The following is a 19931-nucleotide window of genomic DNA, read 5'->3' as shown; positions in this document are numbered from 1 at the left end:
CCTCGGCGTAGGCGCGGCGTGGGCGGGGTTGTTGCTGCTGACTCTCCCAATTGTGGCTCAGAGCATTGGTCCGGATGAGGTGCGCGTCAGCAGCCGGCCGTATCTACCGCAATCGCAGATTCTTCACGCCGAGGCTCGACTGGTGAGAATTGACGCGGTGGTGCGGGACAACAAGGGACGCATCGTTTCGGGATTGAAGCCGGAAAATTTCACGATTTTCGACGACGGCAAGAAGCAGACAGTCGCGACGTTCGAGGTGCAAACGCATACGCCGCTGGCAGTTCTCCAAGCAAATGCGGCCACGCCCTTGCCGGCCGCCGGTGGACAGAGGCCAGCGACACAGCCCACAGCGAATGGCACGCCCCATCCGCGGCCGAGGTACGTGGCGCTCTATTTCGACGACCTGCACACGAAATCAGGCGATATGAGGCATGTGCAACTCGCGGCGGAGAATTTCATACGCACGGGACTCAGCGCGGGCGATCAGATTGCGCTATTTACGGCGGCGTCCTCGGTGACGGTGGATTTCACTGCGGATGCTTCCCAGGTGCTCGACGCGCTCGCCAACTTGCGATCCCGCGCGCGGGTTTTCGACAGCGGCACGTGCCCGCGAATCACTCCGCATGACGCGTACATGATTGCAAATTTCCCGAACTCCGACGCCTACAGGGTTGCGCTGGCAGCCGCCGATCAATGCAATTGCGAGGACCAGGCAAACGATGGGCCCACTTGTTATGAACAACAGGAGCGGCTTGTCCTCATACAGGCAAAGCAGATCTGGGAGCCGATGAAAGAGCTTTCGGAGAACACGCTCGAAACCATACAGGGAGTGGTGGATTATCTGGCGAAGAAACCGGGCGAGCGCGTGCTCGTGCTGGCGTCGTCGGGGTTCCTGACCGGCACTCTAGAGGTGAAAGTGGACGAAGTGATGGATAACGCGCTGCGCTCGGGAATTGTCGTCAATGCGCTCGACGCCAAGGGCCTCTACATGGAGGACCCGAGCCATGGAAGGATACAGAATGAGCTCCACGGGGGCGCGGCAAATCAGGAAGCCGTGCACGAAGCGGAGAGTTTCCGACCGGACTTGATGAGCATGACGGCGGCGATGGCGGATTTTGCCGTCGGAACGGGAGGCAGGTTTTTTCACGACCGGAATGACCTGGATGCAGGGTTTTATTCCCTGGCGGCCGCGCCAGAGACGGAATATTTGCTGGGCTTCGCGCCGGAAAGCGAAAAATCGAACGGCGCGTACCACAAATTGAAGGTGGAAGTGAATCTGCCGGGGAAGTTCGATGTGCAGGCGCGGCCGGGGTATTTCGCGCCGACGAAGGAAACGGAGGAGGCGAACCAGCCAAGCGCCGAGGAGAAGATTGACGCCGAGGTGCGTGGTTCGGGTGAGAAGAGCGATTTTCCGCTGAGCATTGCAGAACAGGCTCGAATCGCGAACAACGGTGTGCATGAACTGAGTGTGCAGACGCGCGTGGACATTCACGCGATGCCGTTTGCGCGGCAGCAGAACCGGCGCGTGGACATGCTGACGTTTGTCGCGGCTTTATTCGATGCGCAGGGAAGGATGGTCACGGGCAAGGAAGCGCAGATGGAGTTGGCGCTGAAGCCGGAGACCTTCGAGCGCTTCTCGAAGAGCGGAATTGACGGCGGGATGTCATTGGAAGCGCCGCCGGGAGCGTATCGTCTGCGCGTGGTGGTCGAGGAAGCGCTGCGCGGCGAGATGAGCGCCATGAGTCGGAACGTCCAAGTTCAGTAGAATCCAACCTAGAAAATTCAAAGAAGGAAGCTAACGCTATTTCGCGCTCGCGGAGGACCGAGGGAGACGCCAGAGGAGGGCGGCGCCGAGAACGATGGAGGCGAGGCTGGCGGCTTGCGCATTGCTGAGGCCCGGAAACCAAGCCGAATTGAGTCCGAAGAAGTGGCGCGGATTGATGCGGATGAATTCGACGAGAAAACGCGCGAGGCCGGTGAGGATCAGATAGTGCGCGAAAATTTCGCCATGAGGAAGGAATTTCAAAACGCCTCCGCTGCCGGACGGTTCTGACGCGCTGATATTTTTTGCCGCAGCATTCTTTTCGCTCAGCTTCGCGTTCATTTTCGCGGCGGATTTTTTCGCGTTCGCCGCGCTGCGTTCGGCAAAGGCGCGAATCTGCCTTCCGCCGAGCTTCCACAAATACCAAAAAATAAAAATGGCGACGATGAGTTCGTAGATCGGCGTGGGATGAACGCGCTGCGTCGTGGGGACGAGGCCGTGGGGAAAGCTCATGCCCCAAGGGAGAGAAGTCGGCTTGCCGTAATCGCCGTCGCCGGAAACGAGGCAGCCGATGCGTCCGATGCCGTAGCCGAGCGCGGCGGCGGGCGAAGCGGCATCGAAAATCTCGAGCAGCGGGACGCGATAGTGATGCGCGAGCCATATAAATGCGGCGAGTCCGCCAATGAGTCCGCCGAACCAGGCGAAGCCATACTGGCTGATGAGTTCGCGAGGATTGGCGAAGAGAAGGCGCGGATCTTCGAAGACGTGATAGAGCTTCGCGCCGATAAGTCCGGCGATGCAGGGCACGGCGACGAGCAAATCGGCGGGAGCGCGGATGCCGCGGCGGACAACGTCGCGCGCGAGGACATAATACGAAACAAACATGGCGATGCCGACGAGGAGGCCGAAGCTCGCCAGCGTGAACGGGCCGATATGGAGGAACGGCATCATCGAATCGAATTTGGAAGTATACATGAAGGCGCAGGCGGGGCGCCGTTCTCAGCGTTAGTGCGCAGGGTGGAGACTTCCGGCTCGCCCGGCATCCGCCACGGCGGACAGGCGGCGGGCAAGCCCGGTCTGGGCTTCACCCCAACCGCAGAAAATCTGCGTTTGGGGACCCCGGAACAAGACCCGATCCCACGGGCAGTGACGCTCAGCGCTTCGGAAGGACAGGGGAGCGCGGGCGCTGCCTTCGCGCGAGAGGCGAATTCAATGCATCACTTGCGCGTCAAATCGTAGACCATCAGCGTATCTTTGCCGTTTTTGCGCCAAGTCCAGCGCTCGATGATGTGATTCGCGCCGAGGAATTGCATGACGAGGCGCTGCTCATGTCCCACGGCGAGATTCGGCAAATTGCCCGCGCCTTCGAAAGCGAAGACGAGCGATTTCACTTCGCCCGGCGCCGGATGCGCGCGCATGTGCGGCTGATTCCCCGTGGGGCAGTAATGCATGAGCGAAATCGAGTCGCCATCGATGCTATAGAGCGTGACCATTTCGTCCATGCCGGGCATATCGAGCGTCTCCATCACGGCCGTGTTGCCGGCGATGAGTTGGAAGCTGGATTTCACGGCGTTGCCGTCAGCGTCCTTGCCTTCCCAATGGCCGGTCAAAGTTTTCAATTTTTGAAACGCGGCTGCGGCTTTGCTGGGCGCAGCGCCGGCGTGTGCCGGAACCAAAATGGCTGCGGCGAACGCGAGCACGAAAAGCGATAAAAGAACCGGTTTTGTATTCCTCAGTGATCTCATCAGATGCCTCGTCTCTCTTTGGCGGTGTAAAGACTGCGCCTAGTTTGATGCCAGTGTATTTCCCGCTGTCAACCGAGCATAGAGCGGGGCAATCATAGCGGCGGCGAAGATAAAGCCAAAATGGACTGGTTGTCGAGCAAGTCCGGACGGCTGTGAGCAGATTTGGCCAACGAACCAAGCGAAACCGGAAAGCGCAGATGAATTTGCGCCGGCCGGTTACGATTCGCCAAGACTCGCGCGCGCCAGAATCGAGATTCGGCGCGGCGGATTTTGCTAAACGATGCCGCGGGAGCCGGCGAGTTCAAGATGAACTTCGCCGATACCGCCGGCGATGCGAATGTCGAGCGTGACGGGCGATTTGCCGTAGGCGTCGTTAACGTAGTCGCTGCCGTCGCGCTTGAAATCGGGCGCGTCAACTTCGCCGAGTCCGCCCTGCACGGAGACGCGCACGCCGACTTCGCGCGGCAGCTTGAGATGCGCTTCGCCGACGCCGGCTTGCAGCGTGGCGTTGAGATTCTGCTTCCAGTTGCCGGTGAAATCAATTCGCGATTCGCCCGCGCCCATTTTCACGTCGAGACTGCGCAAGATCATTCCGCTGAAATTCAGATTGGAATCGCCCGCGCCCATTTCGATGGTGAGGTCGAGGGGAATGGCGTTATTGAAATGCAGATTCCAATTGTATTTCACGCCGCCCATGGCGGAATGGCTGGATTCGGGCTGCGCTAATCGGAGCGAGCCTTCGCCGTCGCTGACGCTGTAAGTCATATCCGGCTTCCATTCGGGCACGTTGTATTCGATGGTGCCGTCGAGCAATCGCGATGAGCCGCCGGAGATGGCCAGTTCGCCGGCGCCCATTTGCAGATGCGCGCGGACGGATTTGGCAGCGCCGGGCGGCACGCTGATGTTTTGGGTCTGCAATTCGCCGGTATGCGCGAACGAGCCACTGTCAATGAAGCAGCCGGAAAGCCCGGCCAGCGCGACGGCCGCGGGAAAAAACAGGATGAAGTTGCGTAATCTCATGGCGCTCCTCGCAAATGCGCAAAGCAAAAATGAAATGCAAGCGCCGCCGCGGAACTTCGAGTGAATCGCGGCAGCCTGAATTAAGGAACGAAAAGAGACTCTAAAATGTTTCGTGCGCGAGGCAAAGCGAATTGTTTTTCCGCGCGAGGCGTGACCGGGCGCGCTTCGCCGGGTGAAGCGAAGCGCGAGGAGGGTGGAGGTGGCGGGATAAAATACAGAAGCCTGTTGACGTTTATTGCGAAACGCGAACGCTGACGGCCACGTTGTTCCCGCTCGTGTCCGTGCGATAGCTGACATCGGCGTTGGCGCCGACCTTCAGAGCGCCATCCACGGCTGTGTTTTGATCTATGGCAAACGTCATGGTCTTCGCGCTCTGCGCTCGCAGAGCTTCGACTTGCTGTTTCGCGGAGGCGCTGGCGACATTGAGCGTGAGCGAGGATTTGTCAAAAGAAGCGATGGTGCCGGATGCGGACTGCGTTTGCGGCGGATTCTGGATCAGCGATGCGGAGGAAAGCGAGGTCTTGTGATTGACGCTTCCCGGGACGGCCCACAGCGCCGCCGTCAGGATCAGACTGCTCGCCGCACACAAAAACATTTTGGGGGCAAATTTCATTGGTCAGGTCTCCTTGGTGGGCTTGGGCGAGATTCGTAAGATTTGTGTGCAGGAAGCGTGCCAGAGCGAGAACGGATTTGGAAAAAATCCGCGAAACTCAAATATATCGGCAACTTACGCGGGATGGGCGCATTTGCGGCGCGGCAGAAGTAGGGCAATCGCTCCGGAGATTTTTTACTCGCGCTGGTACCAAACTTCCTAGTGTCGTGAGGATGAGTGGCAGGGGAAAAAGCGCACAGCCCTGCGCTTACAGAGCCTAAAGGCGCGAAGTTAGAGTAAGCGACGAACCGCACACAGCCGTCGTGAACGGCGGCAAGAATGGACCACCTTGCTCATCGAAGTTCATCGAAAACGTTGGTGCCGGAACCGTTCCGCGTGCGCCACGTGAAGTGCTCCAGCACACGGACGCGTCCATCCTCTCCTTGCTGAAGTTCGCAGACGGAACTTCCTCCATGAACCTGTCCTGAGGTCTCTACCTGCGTGTAGCGGAACGCAAGCTCGGAGCCGGAAATCCCTCCCACGAGGCTGCCGCGGCGCACATATCCTCCATGATAACGTGCGAACACGCGCAATCCTTTTTGCCTGAAATACAAACGTGTGTCCGCGCCCACGACACCGCGATCATCCGTCGCACTTACGAACATCACCCGCCCATCGAGACAGATCTCTTTCATCGCATTCTCCTGTCAGTCGGCGTATGCTTTCTTGCGCGATCCCGCGCGCAAAGTATACACGCGTTTCTGCGATGCCCAAAAGTTCTGCGAAGCACATCAAAATGAGAGAACCCAGGGGCGAAGAGCGCGGCGCGCGAACGGCTTTTGAGAGGCAGGGAGCGGGCAAAATTAGTGAAACCTTTTGGGCGAAAAAGTGTTCTAATGTATGTAGCTGCGTGATGCGGACCGGCTGCCCATGAGCCGGAGAAGTTTTCAGTCCTGAGGGCGCGGAAGCGGCACCTGCTGCCGCCGACGCGCGATGCAAGCAAGGCGCAGGACGAAAGGGGTAACGGCAATGCAGATCCACGCCGTCCCAGGAAGCACAGCGAGAACGATTTTGATTTTTTGCGCGTCCGTGTGCCTGGCTGTGTTCGCGCCGGCAGCGCTGGCGCAGCGCGGAGGGGGCGGAGCTCACGGCGGCGGTGGAGCGCGCGGCGGAGGCGGGCATGTTGGCTCGCGCGGAGGCGGATCGTTCCATGGCGGCGGAGCTGTTTCCACGCATGCGAGCGGCGGAGCAGGGAGGCAAGTTTCGGTGGGGCGCGGTTACTCTGGAGGTTCGTCTGCTCGTAGCGCGCGCGGCGGAGCGGGATTTTCAGGGAGCCGGTTTGCTGCGCCGGAATATCCGAGCGCGGAAGAACGCTACGGGAGCAACACATTCGTCGGCCAGACGCGAATCGATGGGCGCAATTATACGGTCGTAGGCTCGCGCGCGTATGCGGCGGATAACAGGCTCTGGGCGGAGCCAGATCAGGAAACGCATGTGGGGATGCCGCAGCAAGCGGCGCGTCCTGTGGCGACGCCTGTCGCGCGGCCCGTTGCCATGCCGATCGCGCATCCGGTGGCGATGCCGAGCCCGATTTTTCGCGCGCCGCTGACTGGCGGAATTCGCGTTGGAGCGCAGCCGGTGTTTCATCCTGTTATGGGCGCAGTGAGGCCGATGCCGGTGATTGCGCATCCGGTAAGTCCGCGTCCTGTGCAGTTTGCGCCGCAAGCGCCGGGCGTGGTGACGATGGGTCCGCATGGACCCTATGGCGGAATGATTTTGCCGCCGTTCCCTCCGTTCGGACATTTTCATCATGCCTTCGGATTCGGCGTTGGATTTGGATTCGGGCTGCGGCCGTGCTTCATAATTAATCCTTGCGGCTTCGGTTTTGACAACGACTTCGATTTTGACGACGGCTTTGGTTATGGATTGGGTTACGGCTATGGAATGTTCGGCGGCTACGGAAATGGCTGGTTCTACCCGGAGTACAACCAAGAGGAAGCGACCCAGCCGGGCGTGGAGGAGACTTATCCGAGCGTGCCGGATTTCACGGCGGAATACTACGATTTGCTTCCGCCATTCTTGCCGCCCGCGCCGGAGAACGCCGAAGCGCAAGCGCTGAATGGGCCGCTTGTGGAACTTGTGCTGACGGATCAGACCGTTTTCCCGGTGAAGAGCTACTGGCTGCAGGACAACAAGCTCTACTACATCACTACGTACAACATCAAAACCAGCATTCCGCTGAGCGATCTCGATCTGCAAAAGACGGTGGATATGAATTACAAGCGCGGAGTGACGTTTACGCTGACCCCGCAGCCGCCGCAATCGCAGGAAGAGCCACAGGACAATCCGCAGCAGTAGCGGCGCAAGAAAAAAACGGCGAGAAACAATCCTACAAATAACGCTCGCGGACGATTTTGATGTGGTGCGTGAGATGTCCGGCGATGACGTACGCCGTGGCGCGCACAGAGAAGGGATTGCCGCTGGCGATGCCGCGGCGCGACCACGCCTCCACAGGAAGATTGCGGTAAAACGAAGTCGTCGCCATGCGCACGCGATGGAACTCCTCGATGTGCGCGGGCCAGGCGAAGGAATCCGCCATTGCTCCTGTGACGCCGACGTTCTGGTCGAAGCTGGGCATGGGCGTCGTGAGGCCGCGCGCAAACCACAAAGCGCGCATGGTGAAAACGCGCTCGACGTCGGAGATATGATTGAGCGTCTCGCGAATGCTCCATTTTTCGGGCGCGTAGCGATGCAGCGATTTTTCCGCGGAAATGCCGGAGAAGAATTTCAGCGCCGGGTCGAGCTGCGCTTCGATTTCGGCGAGAGCGTCATCGCCTTCAACCTGGTTGATGTAGCCGAAATAATAAGCAGCAGCTTCGCCGGCTTCAGGACGTCCTATCGCGGTGTTCATGGGGAGATTCTACTACAAGAAAGCACGCGCACGCCTTGCTAGTGCGAGTTACAAAGCGGCGGGGATGAAAGTGTCGACTGGGGTTAACTCGAGGGAATAATTAAGGCGCAAAGCATTCGAAAAAGGTAGGATATATCCTGCGCTTATACTCCCCCCGTAATAAAGAAGCTAGATAGATGCTGGCTTGACTACATACACAGGCGGGTAATAGGATTCGCTAAGATGCGATTCCTGAGATTATTTGCCGACGCGGCTCTGTTCGGCCAATCACCCCTAGCCAATCCGCTCCAAAAGGTTGCACAAAAGATCCTTCGTGGTCCGCGTAAAGTCTCATTTCGCATGCGAGGAGGGCTTGCTGACGGTATGCTTTTTTCGTGCCTCTCGTCGCATAGGTATTTCTTTGTTAGGGAAGAATACGAAAGCGACCTGATTTCTCCCTTGAAGAGATTTGTGAGCCCCGGGTCAGTCGTAGCCGACGTAGGTGCACATTTCGGATACTGGGCCCTTGGGCTTGCCCGAATATGCGGTTCAAGTGGAATGGTTTTCGCGTTTGAGCCGTCTCCGGAGAATCGAAATTGGCTTCTAGAAAATCTGCAAATCAATTCTATATCGAATGTGTATATTATTCCTTTAGCAGTTTCGGATACGCAGGGAATAGCGACGATTTCGGACGACGGCAGTATGTGCAAACTAAGCTCTGGTGCGATTGAAGTTGAAACCACGACGATGGATAAGTTTTGCGAAACGAACCCCATTCCCGATTTTATGCTTATTGATGTGGAGGGGTTCGCTGGGAATGTTTTGCGGGGTTCTGCAGCGAGCTTCCGAGAGAAGTTTATCCCGGTAATTTGTGAAATTCACCACAATCAGGAGTGGGATGAATTCCGCAGCTTCATGGAAGGACAGAGCGCACAAATCCAGATACTTGGAAGTCGTTCAAGGTTACCATTCAGAGCGCTGGCTCACCGCAGTCGATAATGTTTCAGAGAAATCCGAGGACCTGCGGCCCCAAGTACGTCCGCGGGATCGCTCCTACGGGGTGCGGCCGAATGCGTATGCGCCCCCGCCCGTGCGAGCTACGAAGCTGCTGGGGCCGCAGGACCGGGCGCGGCAGGCGACGCAGGAGTGGCGGAAGGAATCGCGGCGGCGGGTTCGCGCGGAACGAGGCGTACAGTGAAATCGCCGAACTCCTCATCGAGCACATTGGAATAAATCACGAAAAGCGAAATGGCTCCGTTGACGATCAATCCCAAAAGCAATCCGAAATACGAAGAAAAAACCGGTCCGGGCGCGAACAAATTCACAAACCACGAAACGGGCATCAGAACAATGACGAACGCGACCGCGAGGTACCCCAGCGTTCGCCAAGTAAATGTCCACCAAACGCGCAGGCTGCGAGCCATCGTGACGGGCAGCTTAGCGGAGGAATCGGGCGCGTTGCGCGGGCGCAGCTCGATGCGGAAATGCAGGAAGCTTCGGCGGAGAACGTAGTAGATGGCAAAAATGCCGAGGAGCGCGGTGAGCACATATCCTTGCAGGCGCGCCGTCCAGAGATACGCGGCGGCCGATATGATCCGACTGGCGGCGAAAACGCGCAGCCAGTATGCGGTGCAGAAGACGAGGATGTTGGACGCGAGCATCGTCGGCCAGTAATACGCCCACCAGATGCGCAGGCCGTGGTTTAGCATTGGCGTGATGTAATCGCCAGAAGAAGATGCCGGCGCGGCGGCCAGCGATGGCGCAGTAACGAAAAGCGGGGAGCCCCGAAACATGGAAGTCCCGGAAATTCTCGTCGAAGCGGGCAGGAGAGTCAAGCGCCCGGCAGACGCGGGTGCTTTTATTCGCGAGCCATTCGGGAAGGGAATTCCTGCAAACGGTTTAGAGAACCGTTACGGCGACGCGATCGCTTTCGCGATTTTTCGCGGGAGCGCCTTGCAGGACGGTCTCGACAATCTTCAGTAGCTCCGTACGCGTGAATGGTTTGGAGAGGAACGCGCCAGAATTGACGAGTTCCGCAGCGTCCTTCTGACATTCGATGTAGCCGGAGGCATAAATAATTTTTACGCACGGATGCAGCGCCAGAACCTGTTGCGCCAGATCAAGCCCACGAATCTGCGGCAGGACCATATCCGTGAGCAGCACATTTAGTTCTTTGCCGAGTTTCGCGGCGATTTCGAGTGCTTGCTTTCCATCCCGCGCGGCAAAGACGCGATAGCCCGCAGCGGCGAGGAATTCCGCAGTCATATCGCGGACGGTGTCTTCATCTTCGGCGATCAAAATGCATTCGGATCGCACGCACGCGGGCGTGGTTTGGGGCTTGGTATAAACCACGTCGGCGGGCGCGGCGCTTGCGGGCAAGTAAATTTCGAAGTGCGCGCCTCTGCCCGGTTCGGAATCGAGCCATATAAAACCACCGCTTTGCTTGACAACGCCATAAACGGTTGCGAGGCCGAGGCCCGTTCCTTGCCCTTCATCTTTCGTGGTGAAAAATGGCTCGAAGATGTGCGCCTGCGTTTCCGCGCTGATGCCGCAGCCGGTGTCGCTGACGGTGAAAAGGACGTAGGAGCCGGGCTCGAGCGGCGCACGGCAGCGCGCGAGTTCTTCGCCTACGGTGATGTTGCAGGTTTCGAGCAGGAGCTTGCCGCCGCGGGGCATGGCGTCCCGCGCGTTGACGACGAGATTCATGATCATCTGCTCGATCTGCGAAGGATCGGCCTTGATGGACGCGAGAGCGCCGCCGGGGCGGAAAGTCATTTCGATATCTTCGCGAATCAGGCGGCGGAGCAGCTTATCCATGTCCGCAATCACAGCGTTGAGGTCGAGAACATTGGGACGCAGCACCTGTTTGCGCGAAAAAATCAGCAATTGGCGCGTGAGCGAAGCGGCGCGGTCGGCGGTGCGTGCGATTTGCTGGCTGCTGGAGTGCAGAGGATCATTGGGACTGATTTTTTCGAGCAGAATGTCGCTGTGGCCCTTGATCACGGTGAGCAAATTATTGAAATCGTGCGCCACGCCTCCGGCGAGGCGTCCCATCGCTTCCATGCGCTGCGATTGGCGCAAGCGCTGCTCGAGCTCTTCGCGCTGCGTTTGATTTTTCAGCAGCGTGCGGCGCATGCGGTCGAACGCGCGCGTCACTTGGGCGACTTCGTCATTGCCCTGCGCGCCAAGTGGATAGTCGAAATTGCCCTCTTCCAGCGCGTGAACACCGCCTACCAGCGACGCAAGCGGGCGCATGAACATATCGGAAATAAGGAAGACGAGCGCCGCGCCCGCCAGCACAGCGATGACCAGCAATCCGAGAAGAAGACGATTCAGCCGGCCAAGAAAGGCCACGCCCTCGTCGTATGACTTCAGCACCATGAGTCGAATTGCCGGGCCGGAGCCCGCGCCGGCCGGCGACAAATCGAGCGACGCGGCGACGTAGCGATGATTGCCGACGAGCACTTGCTGCGGCAAGGCCGCATCGCCGAGATGCTGCGCGAGGTCGCGCTCATCGAAGGGCGAAAGCGTGCTGACAATGGGGTCCGAGCCGCGAAGGAATACGACTTGGCTCGAAGAAATGCGATGCAGTTCATTGGCCGCCACAAAATCGATTTCCCGCCCAACGACGACCGTGCCGATGTGCCGGTTGGAGCTTCCGTTCGCGCCGTCCACGGGCCGCAGAACTACTTGATAGAGCGACGTGCCGCTGAACCACCACGCGGAGGTTTTATGGCGCGCAAGCGAGCGGCGCAACAGTGGTTCGGCCGCGCCGGCGGTGAAGTTGCCGAGCGTGGTGTGCAGAGCGATCACTTTGCCCTGCGGATCGGCGAGCAGAAAAAGATTGCAATCCTCGGATTGCCAGGGGTCCTCGCTCGCATCCTGAATGGTTGTGGGATCGTCGTCGCGCATCAGCGCCAGCGTGGCGAGCAGATCGGCCTTGTGCTCGAGCGCGATTTCGTTCTGATGCTCCATCACCTGGAACGTGAGAATCGCGTTCGCCGATTCCTCACGGATTTGGCGATTGATCTGAACTCCGGCTTCGTGGCCGACGACCAAAAGTGTTGCGCAGGTCAGCCCCGAAGTGACGAGAATGAGCGACAGAAGGAATTTGGTGCGCAGGCGAAAGCCGGAAGCGAAATTATAAATTTGGTCGCGCGCGGAAGCGAGCCAGCGCGTATCCCAATGCGCCCCTGAAGCGCCGCCACGCAGAAACGACGCGGCGCGGGGCCGGGGCTTTTTCGCAGTATGAGCCGGAGGCATGTCTTCGGGCACGAGAATGTCCGCAAATGAATTTGCCATTTGGAATGGAGCGTGGGAATGGCGCAAAGGTACTATTTTGTGCGAGAAAGGAAGGAGGGCGGAAAGTGTCGTTTTTGACGTGGAAGGCGCTGTAACGAACTGAAACTACATACTTTATCCGGCTTGTAGCCACACTACGGTGTCTGCAACGCCGGCCTAGCCAGCGCGATTCCGCTCTTTGCGCGCTAGTAATTCAGGTTGAAGCGCAGCAAATGCGCGAACCAGATCAGCCACACACTCACGAAGCACGCCAGCAGGATGAGCGTGTCGTGCAGCCTTGCCCACCACCAGCGGCCCGCCGTGCCAACGGATACAAAGAAATTCCAAATCGCCAGCAGCGTCCCAAAGACGCCCAGCCAGCCGAAGATCTGAATTGTGCGAAACCACGGATTGGCGCGATGGCTGAGCACCTCGAGGTGCGAACTGCCGTAAACAATGGTGCCGAGGAATGCGCACCAGAAAAGCAAATTCAAAGCGCAAACGACGCGCGCCCAGGCACGCGCGCGGCGCTGGCGATCGCCGTCCTGTACCTTGCGTCCGTAATGGCAGCGCACCAGGGCAGCGATGGGCCACAGAAGCAGCGTCAGCGAAAAAACAACAAAGAAAAACACGAGGCAGAGCGTGATGAAATTTTTGGACTCGTAGCCGGGAACTTGCTGCAATATTTCCGCGGGAAACTCCATGGCGATTTCATAGCGGCCGTCGTCGGCGTGTTTGAAAACGATCTTGTTCTGCGGGTCGGAGCGATCTTCCCAAACCATCGGCGCAGTCTCGATGTACTGAACCGGCTGGCCGTCGATGCCCTTTGAGCCGCCGAGAATAAGCGCGCCGTCTTTGCCCGGACCGACGTTGGATTCGCCGAGCAAAGAGAAAAGATAAAAAATATTGGTCTGGCTGCGGCGGCTGGCAATGTATGCGCCGCTGACCGCGCGCGCGTCCGCTGCAGCGGTTGGAAGGGCCTTCACCGCGGGCGGCGTATACGGGAAATAGCGGTCCATGAATTCTTCATAGAGCGGGCCGCGCGGCTCGACGTCGCCGCGCCCGGCGCTGTTGTAGGAGACGAAGATTCCCGTATCGGCGTCGAGAATCAGCTTCAAATCGCTGTGGAAATAAAGCGTATCGCCGCCATGGCCGATGACGCGGTGGCCGTTGCGCGAATCCTCGTAGAAGCCGAGGCAGAAGCCGTTGACCTGCGGGTCGGGCGCATACTGGCGCGTGTGCATAAGCTTTACGGTTTCGGGGCTGAGAATGGAAGCGCCGTTGTACGTGCCGTCTTGCAAATGCGCGATCATGAAATGCGTGATATCCATCGCGGAAACGGAGAGAGCGCCGGCGGGCGGCGTGTTGACCAGTTCAAAAGGCTTCTTGCCGCCGGAAGCGAGCTGATAGCCATCGGACATCAGCGGCGCGAGATTTGCGGGCAGCGGCTGGCGAAACGATGCGTGCGTCATCCCCAGCGGCGCGAAGATGTGCTGCTCGACGTAGTCGTCGAAATTCTCCCCGGAGACGCGCTGCACGATGTAACCCGCGAGATTCGCGCCATAGTTCGAATACGCGCCTGTCGTTCCGGGCGGAAAAATCTCCTTCGGCGGATGCATCACGAGGAATTGGCGCGTGGTCAGGAGATTCGCATTGGGTCCGTCGAGCTGAATCAGGTCCTGAATCGTTTCTTCGAAGCCCGGCGTGTGCGTCATCAGATCGCGCATGGTGATGGGCTTGCCGAAAGGCTCGAGAACAGTGAAGTCGAGATAGCGATTGACGTCCGCATCGAGATTGATTTTTCCTTGCTGCACGAGCTGCATCACAGCGGTCCATGTGAAAAGCTTGGAAATCGAGCCGACGCGGAAAAGCGTGTCTTCGGCGGACACGGGCTTTTTATTTTTCAGATCCGCGTAGCCATAGCCCTTGGCAAAAATCACTTTCCCGTCTTTTACTACGGCGACGACCATGCCGGCGATGTCGTCGCGCGCGATTTGCAGCGGGACAAGGCCGTCGAAAAAAGCGGTCAGGTCTTCCTGCGTCAATTGCGGGGGAGGAAGCGCGGGCGGAAGCGTTACGGCGCCGGTTGCCGCTGCGCCTGATTTGGCGGCAGCTTGTTTTTTCGCTGCGGATTTCTGCGCCGCGCCGTGGACGAGGATCGGAATCATCGCCAGCGCAACGAACAGAAAGAAAAAACGCGCGCGCCGTTTTTTCACTTCGAAATCCCGTTCGACCGGCAAAGGATTGTGCATCTGCGCTCCTCCTTAAAGCCTTTTCGCTCCACCACAATTGGCGCGACTCTATACACGCGCGGTGTGCGGCGTCAACCAGAAGAATTGCCAGCTATCCTTAAGTTTCAGAAAACTCGGCGCGAGCGAACGCGGCGAAGGACACGCTTTTGGTGTAAGCTGACGCTCGGAGTGAGCATGATCGCGTTGCTGCACGACATTCGCCACGGGCTGCGCGGCCTGCGCAAGTCGCCCGGTTTCACCGCCGTCGCCGTGCTGACGCTTGCGCTGGGCATCGGCGCGAACACGGCAATCTTTACCGTCGTCGATGCGCTGCTGCTGAAGCCTTTGCCATTTGCCGATTCTTCGCAGCTCGTCCTTGTTTATCAGAGCATTGAGCAGAGTCGCAGCGTCGGCGGCGTTTTTTCCTATCCGCGATTTACGATGCTGCGCGCCCAACAGCATTCTTTTTCCGGCCTCGCCGCCTACACATTCGACAATTTCAATCTGACCGGCCGCGGCGACCCGCGCCAGCTCACCGCCGCGCGCGTGACGTGGAATTTCTTCGATGTGCTCGGCGTGCGGCCGGAGCTTGGCCGGAGATTCCTCGCCGTTGAAGGCCAGATCGGCGGCAATCATGTGGTGATGGTCACACATAAATTCTGGCAGAGCAAATTGGGCGGCGCGAAAGACGTCATCGGCCAGACGCTGGAGCTGAATTCGGTGCCGTACACCATCGTGGGTGTGCTTCCCGCGGAGTTTCGTTTTCCGCTGCTCGCCGCGGATACTTCCATCTGGATTCCGCGCGAATTCGAATTGAACATCACGACGCAAGAGCACATTCAACGCGGCACGGGATATCTGTCTTCCGTGGCACGGCTCTCACCCGGACTCAGCCTCGCGCAGGCGCAGGCGGAAATGAATGTGATTGACGCGCAGTATCGCCGCGACAATCCTACAATGCCGGACGCCGACCCGCGGCGCGCGATGATGGTTGCGCCGCTGCAATCGCAAATTGTGGCCGATGTTCGCGCGCTGCTCTTGGTTCTGATGAGCGCGGTGGGAGTTGTGTTGCTGATCGCGTGCGCGAATGTGGCCAGCCTGATGCTTTCGCGCGCGCTGAAGCGCAGAAAAGAAATCGCCGTGCGCACAGCGCTGGGAGCGAGTCGCTGGACGATTGTGCGCCAATTATTAACGGAGAGCGTTCTGCTGGCTATGATTGGCGGCGTTTTAGGCGCGTTTGCCGGATACGCGGGCACGCGCGCGCTGCTGGCGATGAGCCAGAATACCGTTGCGCAATTGAGCGGTGGCGTGGCGATGAACTGGTCCGTGCTGGTCTTCACGCTGGCGATTTCGCTCGCGAGCGGCGTGCTGTTTGGACTCGCGCCGGCATTGCAGTTTTCGAAGACGGATTTAAATATGGTCCTCCGCGATGAAGGCCGCAGCGCAACCGGCGGACGCAACATGGTAAGTTCGCAGAATGCGCTCGTCGTCGTGCAAGTTGCGCTGTCGATGATTCTGCTGATTGGCTCAGGATTGCTGATTCGCAGCTTCCTCCGGTTAATGACCGTGTCTCCGGGATTCGATCCAAATCATGCGGTGACCATGGGGATCAATTTGCCATCATCGAAGTACGCGACGCCGGAGCAGATTGTAACGTTCTACAACAATCTGCTGCGCGAGGCGCAGACGCTTCCGGGAGTCGCCGCCGTATCGATTTCGTCTGCGCTGCCGCTGACTCCGTCGCGGCTGACGCCGATGCTGCCGGAGGGCCAGACCGCCGTCCCCATGCCGCAGCGGCCTTTGGTAATCATCGAAACGATTAGTCCCGATTACGCAAAAGTGATGCGCGTGCCGCTTGTGAGCGGCAGGGAATTCACGCCCGAGGACAATGAAGCCACGCCGATCGTCGCGATTGTGAATCAGGCGTTCGTGCGGCGCTTCTGGCCCAGCGGAAATCCCATTGGCAGGCACATTTTGATTGGCCGAAACACGGCGCAAACGGAAGTCGTCGGCGTTTTCGGCGACATTCGAAACAACGGCATCGCCGCCGAAGCCGCTCCGGAAGTGATGCTCCCATTCCCGAGCCTGCCGTGGACCGATTTGCATTTGAGCGTGCGCAGCGCGGGCGGCGATCCGATGGCGCTCATTCCCGAAGTACAAAAAGGCCTGCAAAATATTGACAGCGACCAGCCCATCACACACGCGCAAACTTTCGGCGAAATGGTCGCGGATGCGCGCGCGCAGTCGCGTTTCACAGTGGTGCTTTTCGGAATTTTTTCTGCCGTTGCGCTGGCGCTGGCGATTGTCGGAATTTACGGCGTGATTTCCTACGCGGCGACGCAGCGCACGCAGGAGATCGGCATTCGCATGGCACTCGGCGCGGATCGAAAAGACATTTTCCGCCTCGTCGTTGGCCACGGATTGAAGCTTGCGGGCGTGGGCATTCTGATTGGCCTCGTCGCGCCCTTCACGCTCACGCGCTTGATGTCGAGCCTGCTCTACAAAGTCAGCCCCGCCGATCCCGTGACCATCGCCGCGAGCGCGATCCTGTTTCTCGCCGCCGCGTTTTTCGCCAGCTACGTTCCCGCGCGCCGCGCCGCGAGAGTGGACCCGATGATTGCTCTGCGCTACGAGTAAGTTTGCTCCGGCCGCGCTGATCCCATGCCAGCCTGCCGCAGGCAGGATCGCCCTGCGCTACGAATGATTTTACAGTGGCGGTCTTCAGGCGAGCATGCTTCGCTACTGCAACGGGTTTAGCGCATCGCGCATTTTTCGCGTTTCCCGTCGAACTTTTCCACGCGCCGCTGCGTATCATTGTGCGAGCGGGGCAGATTGCGCGCTTACGTCGCGGCCCGGCCGTCGTCGAACAGATCGAATGCGGAGGCGACATGGAAACGTTTCTTCAGGACTTGCGTTACGGACTGCGCATGCTGGTGAAGTCGCCGGGGTTCACGGCGATTGCCATTCTTACGCTAGCGCTGGGCATCGGAGCAAACACGGCGCTTTTTTCCGTCGTCAATGGCGTAGTGCTGAGCCCGCTGCCGTATCCGCAAGCGGATCGCCTCTACGCACTCTATTCGCGCGTCGCAAATTTCGAGCAGTCTTCCATCTCCTATCCGAATTTTCTCGACTGGCAGCGCGATAATCGCTCGTTTGAAACGATGGCCGCCTACCGCAGCGAAAATTACAACATGACTGGTTCAGACGAGCCGGAGCGCCTGCGCGGCGAAATGATCTCCGCGGATTTCTTCAGCATACTCGGCGTCAAGCCTGTCGCAGGCCGCCTGTTCACCGCACAAGATGACCACCCGGGCGGCTCGCCTGTCGTCCTGCTCAGCGAAGGCTTCTGGCGGCGCAGATTCGGCAGCTCGCCGAACATGATTGGCCAGGCGCTCAACCTTAACGGCACGCCATACACCGTCGTCGGCATCATTCCCGCAGGGTTTTATTTCCGCGGAAACAATTTTCGCCTGAGCGATGTGTACGTACCCATCGGCCAGTGGACGGACAAAACTTTTCTGGACCGGCGCGTCAGCATGGGCATGGACGCCGTCGCTCGCCTGAAACCGGGCGTCACGTTCGAACAGGCCCGCGCGGATATGGACGGCGTCGCGAATAGCCTTGCGCGCGTCTATCCCGACGCGGACAAAAACAACGGCATCACGATTGTTCCGCTCAAGCAGGATATCGTCGGCAACGTCGCGCCGTTGCTTTACATTTTGCTTGGCGCCGTGGCGTTTGTGCTGCTGATCGCCTGCGTGAATATCGCCAACCTGCTTCTGGCGCGCTCCACGGGCCGGACGCGCGAATTTGCCATTCGTGCGGCGCTCGGCGCGGGACGCAATCGCATCGTGCGGCAGTTGCTCACCGAAAGCGTGATGCTCGCGGTTGCTGGCGGCGCGCTGGGACTGGCGATTGCTGCGTGGGGAACCAAAGCAGCGATTCGCGTTTTGCCGAGCGCCTTGCCGCGCGCAGCGACGATTGGCCTCGATGCCAGTGTTCTCGTCTATACGCTGGGCATTTCTCTCCTCGCCGGAATTCTTTTCGGCCTTGCACCGGCGCTGAAAGTCGGTCGAACGAATTTGCATGACACGCTGAAGGAAGGCGGACGCGGGTCGAGCGGCGCGCGTCACAAGATGCAGGGAATTTTTGTTGTCGTCGAAATGGCGCTGGCGCTGGTGCTGCTGGTTGGCGCGGGACTAATGATTCGCAGCCTCGTGAGCCTCTGGGCCGTCAATCCGGGATTCAATCCGCACAATGTGCTCACGTTCAGCCTCTCGTACCCTCCGGACATGGGCAATCTGCCGCCCGATCAGATGCGCAATGAAGCGCTGCAGCTTGTGTCGTCGCTGAGTTCAATTCCGGGTGTCAAAGATGTAGACGCGGTCGGCGGCTCATTGCCTATGCAGGGCGATTCCGAATTGCCGTTCTGGCTCGAAGGCCATCCCAAGCCGCAGAGCGACAACGAAATGAACTGGGCGCTTTTCTATCTGGTCGGCCCGAACTATTTAAATGCCATGCAGATTCCGCTCGTGCGCGGCCGCTTCATCACCGCGCAGGACACGATTCATTCTCCGACGGTGATCGTCATTGACGAACAGTTCGCCAGGAAATTCTTCCCCGGCGTGGATCCGATTGGAAAGCTCGTCAACCTCTCGATTCTGAATGTGCAGGCGCAAGTCGTGGGCGTCGTCGGCCACGTGAAGCACTGGGGACTCGACAGCGATGCCACCGCGAAAATCCAGGCGCAATTTTATTTTCCGGTGCTGCAGGTTCCCGATCAATTCATGCCGCTGATGTCCAAAGGCGTGGACATGGTCGCGCGAACTCTCGGCCCGCCGGATAGTTTTGCCGATCCGATTCGCCGCGCCGCGCAACGCTTCAATAGCCAGCTCGTATTTTTTGGCGCTGAATCCATGGACGAAACCATCGCGAATTCTCTGGCCGATCGGCGTTTTTCAATGATTCTGCTCGGCGTTTTTGCGGTTTTGGCGCTGGTGCTTTCCTGCATCGGAATCTACGGCGTGATTTCCTATCTTGTCGGACAGCGCACACACGAAATCGGCATCCGCATGGCGCTGGGAGCGCAGCGCGGAGACGTGCTCCAAATGGTGTTGAATCAGGGCGGGAAACTGGCGCTGGCTGGGGTGGGCATCGGGCTCGTTGCCGCGCTGGCGCTAACGCGCTTGATGGCGCAAATGCTTTTCGGCGTCACAGCGCACGATCCGCTCACGTTCATCGGCGTGGCACTCCTGCTGATTCTCGTGGCCATGTTCGCGTGCTACATTCCCGCGCGCCGCGCCACAAAAGTGGACCCGATGGTTGCTCTTCGCTATGAATAGACCACACGGGAACTGATCACCGCGCCATGCGCGCCTGCCTGCCGCAGGCAGGTAGATCCCATGATCGC

The 19931-nt window shown here is 59.1% G+C and carries 14 protein-coding genes; 5 read left to right on the top strand and 9 right to left on the bottom strand.

Going from position 1 to position 19931, the window contains the following annotated elements; genetic code table 11:
• The first annotated feature begins 31 nt into the window (after positions 1–31).
• Positions 32–1765 carry a VWA domain-containing protein gene (locus VGR81_00720; GenBank protein HEV2287455.1) on the top strand — a complete coding sequence of 578 codons (1734 nt, stop codon included), beginning with the start codon at positions 32–34 and terminating at the stop codon, positions 1763–1765.
• 36 nt (positions 1766–1801) lie between these two features.
• Here VGR81_00720 and VGR81_00715 read toward each other — a convergent pair whose 3' ends face one another.
• The 5 genes from VGR81_00715 to VGR81_00695 all read right to left on the bottom strand — a co-directional run bounded on the left by VGR81_00715 (position 1802) and on the right by VGR81_00695 (position 5814).
• Positions 1802–2737 (bottom strand): prolipoprotein diacylglyceryl transferase, encoded by a 936-nt coding sequence (locus tag VGR81_00715; protein ID HEV2287454.1) that lies wholly within the window; start codon positions 2735–2737, stop codon positions 1802–1804.
• A gap of 242 nt (positions 2738–2979) precedes the next feature.
• Positions 2980–3507, bottom strand: coding sequence for a hypothetical protein (locus tag VGR81_00710; GenBank protein ID HEV2287453.1), 528 nt, complete (start codon positions 3505–3507; stop codon positions 2980–2982).
• Positions 3508–3780: 273 nt separating this feature from the next.
• Positions 3781–4527, bottom strand: coding sequence for a toast rack family protein (locus tag VGR81_00705; protein HEV2287452.1), 747 nt, complete (start codon positions 4525–4527; stop codon positions 3781–3783).
• Between the two features lie 232 nt (positions 4528–4759).
• Positions 4760–5140 carry a hypothetical protein gene (locus VGR81_00700; protein HEV2287451.1) on the bottom strand — a complete coding sequence of 127 codons (381 nt, stop codon included), beginning with the start codon at positions 5138–5140 and terminating at the stop codon, positions 4760–4762.
• 332 nt (positions 5141–5472) lie between these two features.
• Positions 5473–5814: a hypothetical protein gene (locus tag VGR81_00695; GenBank protein ID HEV2287450.1), complete on the bottom strand. Its 342-nt coding sequence runs from the start codon at positions 5812–5814 to the stop codon at positions 5473–5475.
• Positions 5815–6148: 334 nt separating this feature from the next.
• Between VGR81_00695 and VGR81_00690 the strand changes: the two genes are divergently transcribed.
• Positions 6149–7477, top strand: a complete 1329-nt coding sequence (locus VGR81_00690) for a hypothetical protein (GenBank protein HEV2287449.1) — start codon at positions 6149–6151, stop codon at positions 7475–7477.
• Between the two features lie 31 nt (positions 7478–7508).
• Here the strand turns inward: VGR81_00690 and VGR81_00685 are convergent, their stop codons facing one another.
• Entirely contained in the window at positions 7509–8030 is a 522-nt protein-coding gene (locus tag VGR81_00685; GenBank protein HEV2287448.1) for a DinB family protein, read from the bottom strand.
• A gap of 222 nt (positions 8031–8252) precedes the next feature.
• On the opposite strand from VGR81_00685, the gene VGR81_00680 reads away from it, so the two are divergent.
• Positions 8253–9008: an FkbM family methyltransferase gene (locus VGR81_00680; GenBank protein ID HEV2287447.1), complete on the top strand. Its 756-nt coding sequence runs from the start codon at positions 8253–8255 to the stop codon at positions 9006–9008.
• Positions 9009–9106: 98 nt separating this feature from the next.
• Here the strand turns inward: VGR81_00680 and VGR81_00675 are convergent, their stop codons facing one another.
• The 3 genes from VGR81_00675 to VGR81_00665 all read right to left on the bottom strand — a co-directional run bounded on the left by VGR81_00675 (position 9107) and on the right by VGR81_00665 (position 14542).
• Entirely contained in the window at positions 9107–9802 is a 696-nt protein-coding gene (locus VGR81_00675; GenBank protein ID HEV2287446.1) for a hypothetical protein, read from the bottom strand.
• Between the two features lie 106 nt (positions 9803–9908).
• On the bottom strand, positions 9909–12311 hold the full coding sequence (locus tag VGR81_00670; protein ID HEV2287445.1) for an ATP-binding protein: 2403 nt from the start codon (positions 12309–12311) through the stop codon (positions 9909–9911).
• Positions 12312–12496: 185 nt separating this feature from the next.
• On the bottom strand, positions 12497–14542 hold the full coding sequence (locus VGR81_00665) for a serine hydrolase domain-containing protein (protein ID HEV2287444.1): 2046 nt from the start codon (positions 14540–14542) through the stop codon (positions 12497–12499).
• 174 nt (positions 14543–14716) lie between these two features.
• Between VGR81_00665 and VGR81_00660 the strand changes: the two genes are divergently transcribed.
• Both VGR81_00660 and VGR81_00655 read left to right on the top strand, forming a co-directional pair.
• On the top strand, positions 14717–17158 hold the full coding sequence (locus VGR81_00660; GenBank protein HEV2287443.1) for an ABC transporter permease: 2442 nt from the start codon (positions 14717–14719) through the stop codon (positions 17156–17158).
• Between the two features lie 74 nt (positions 17159–17232).
• On the top strand, positions 17233–19863 hold the full coding sequence (locus tag VGR81_00655) for an ABC transporter permease (GenBank protein HEV2287442.1): 2631 nt from the start codon (positions 17233–17235) through the stop codon (positions 19861–19863).
• Positions 19864–19931 lie beyond the last annotated feature (68 nt).

The sequence above is a fragment of the Candidatus Acidiferrales bacterium genome, assembly GCA_035934015.1.
Classification (GTDB): Bacteria; Acidobacteriota; Terriglobia; order Acidiferrales; family UBA7541; genus DAHUXN01.
The sequence above is the reverse complement of the archived record's forward strand: the minus strand, read 5'-3'. Positions and strand labels throughout refer to the sequence as shown.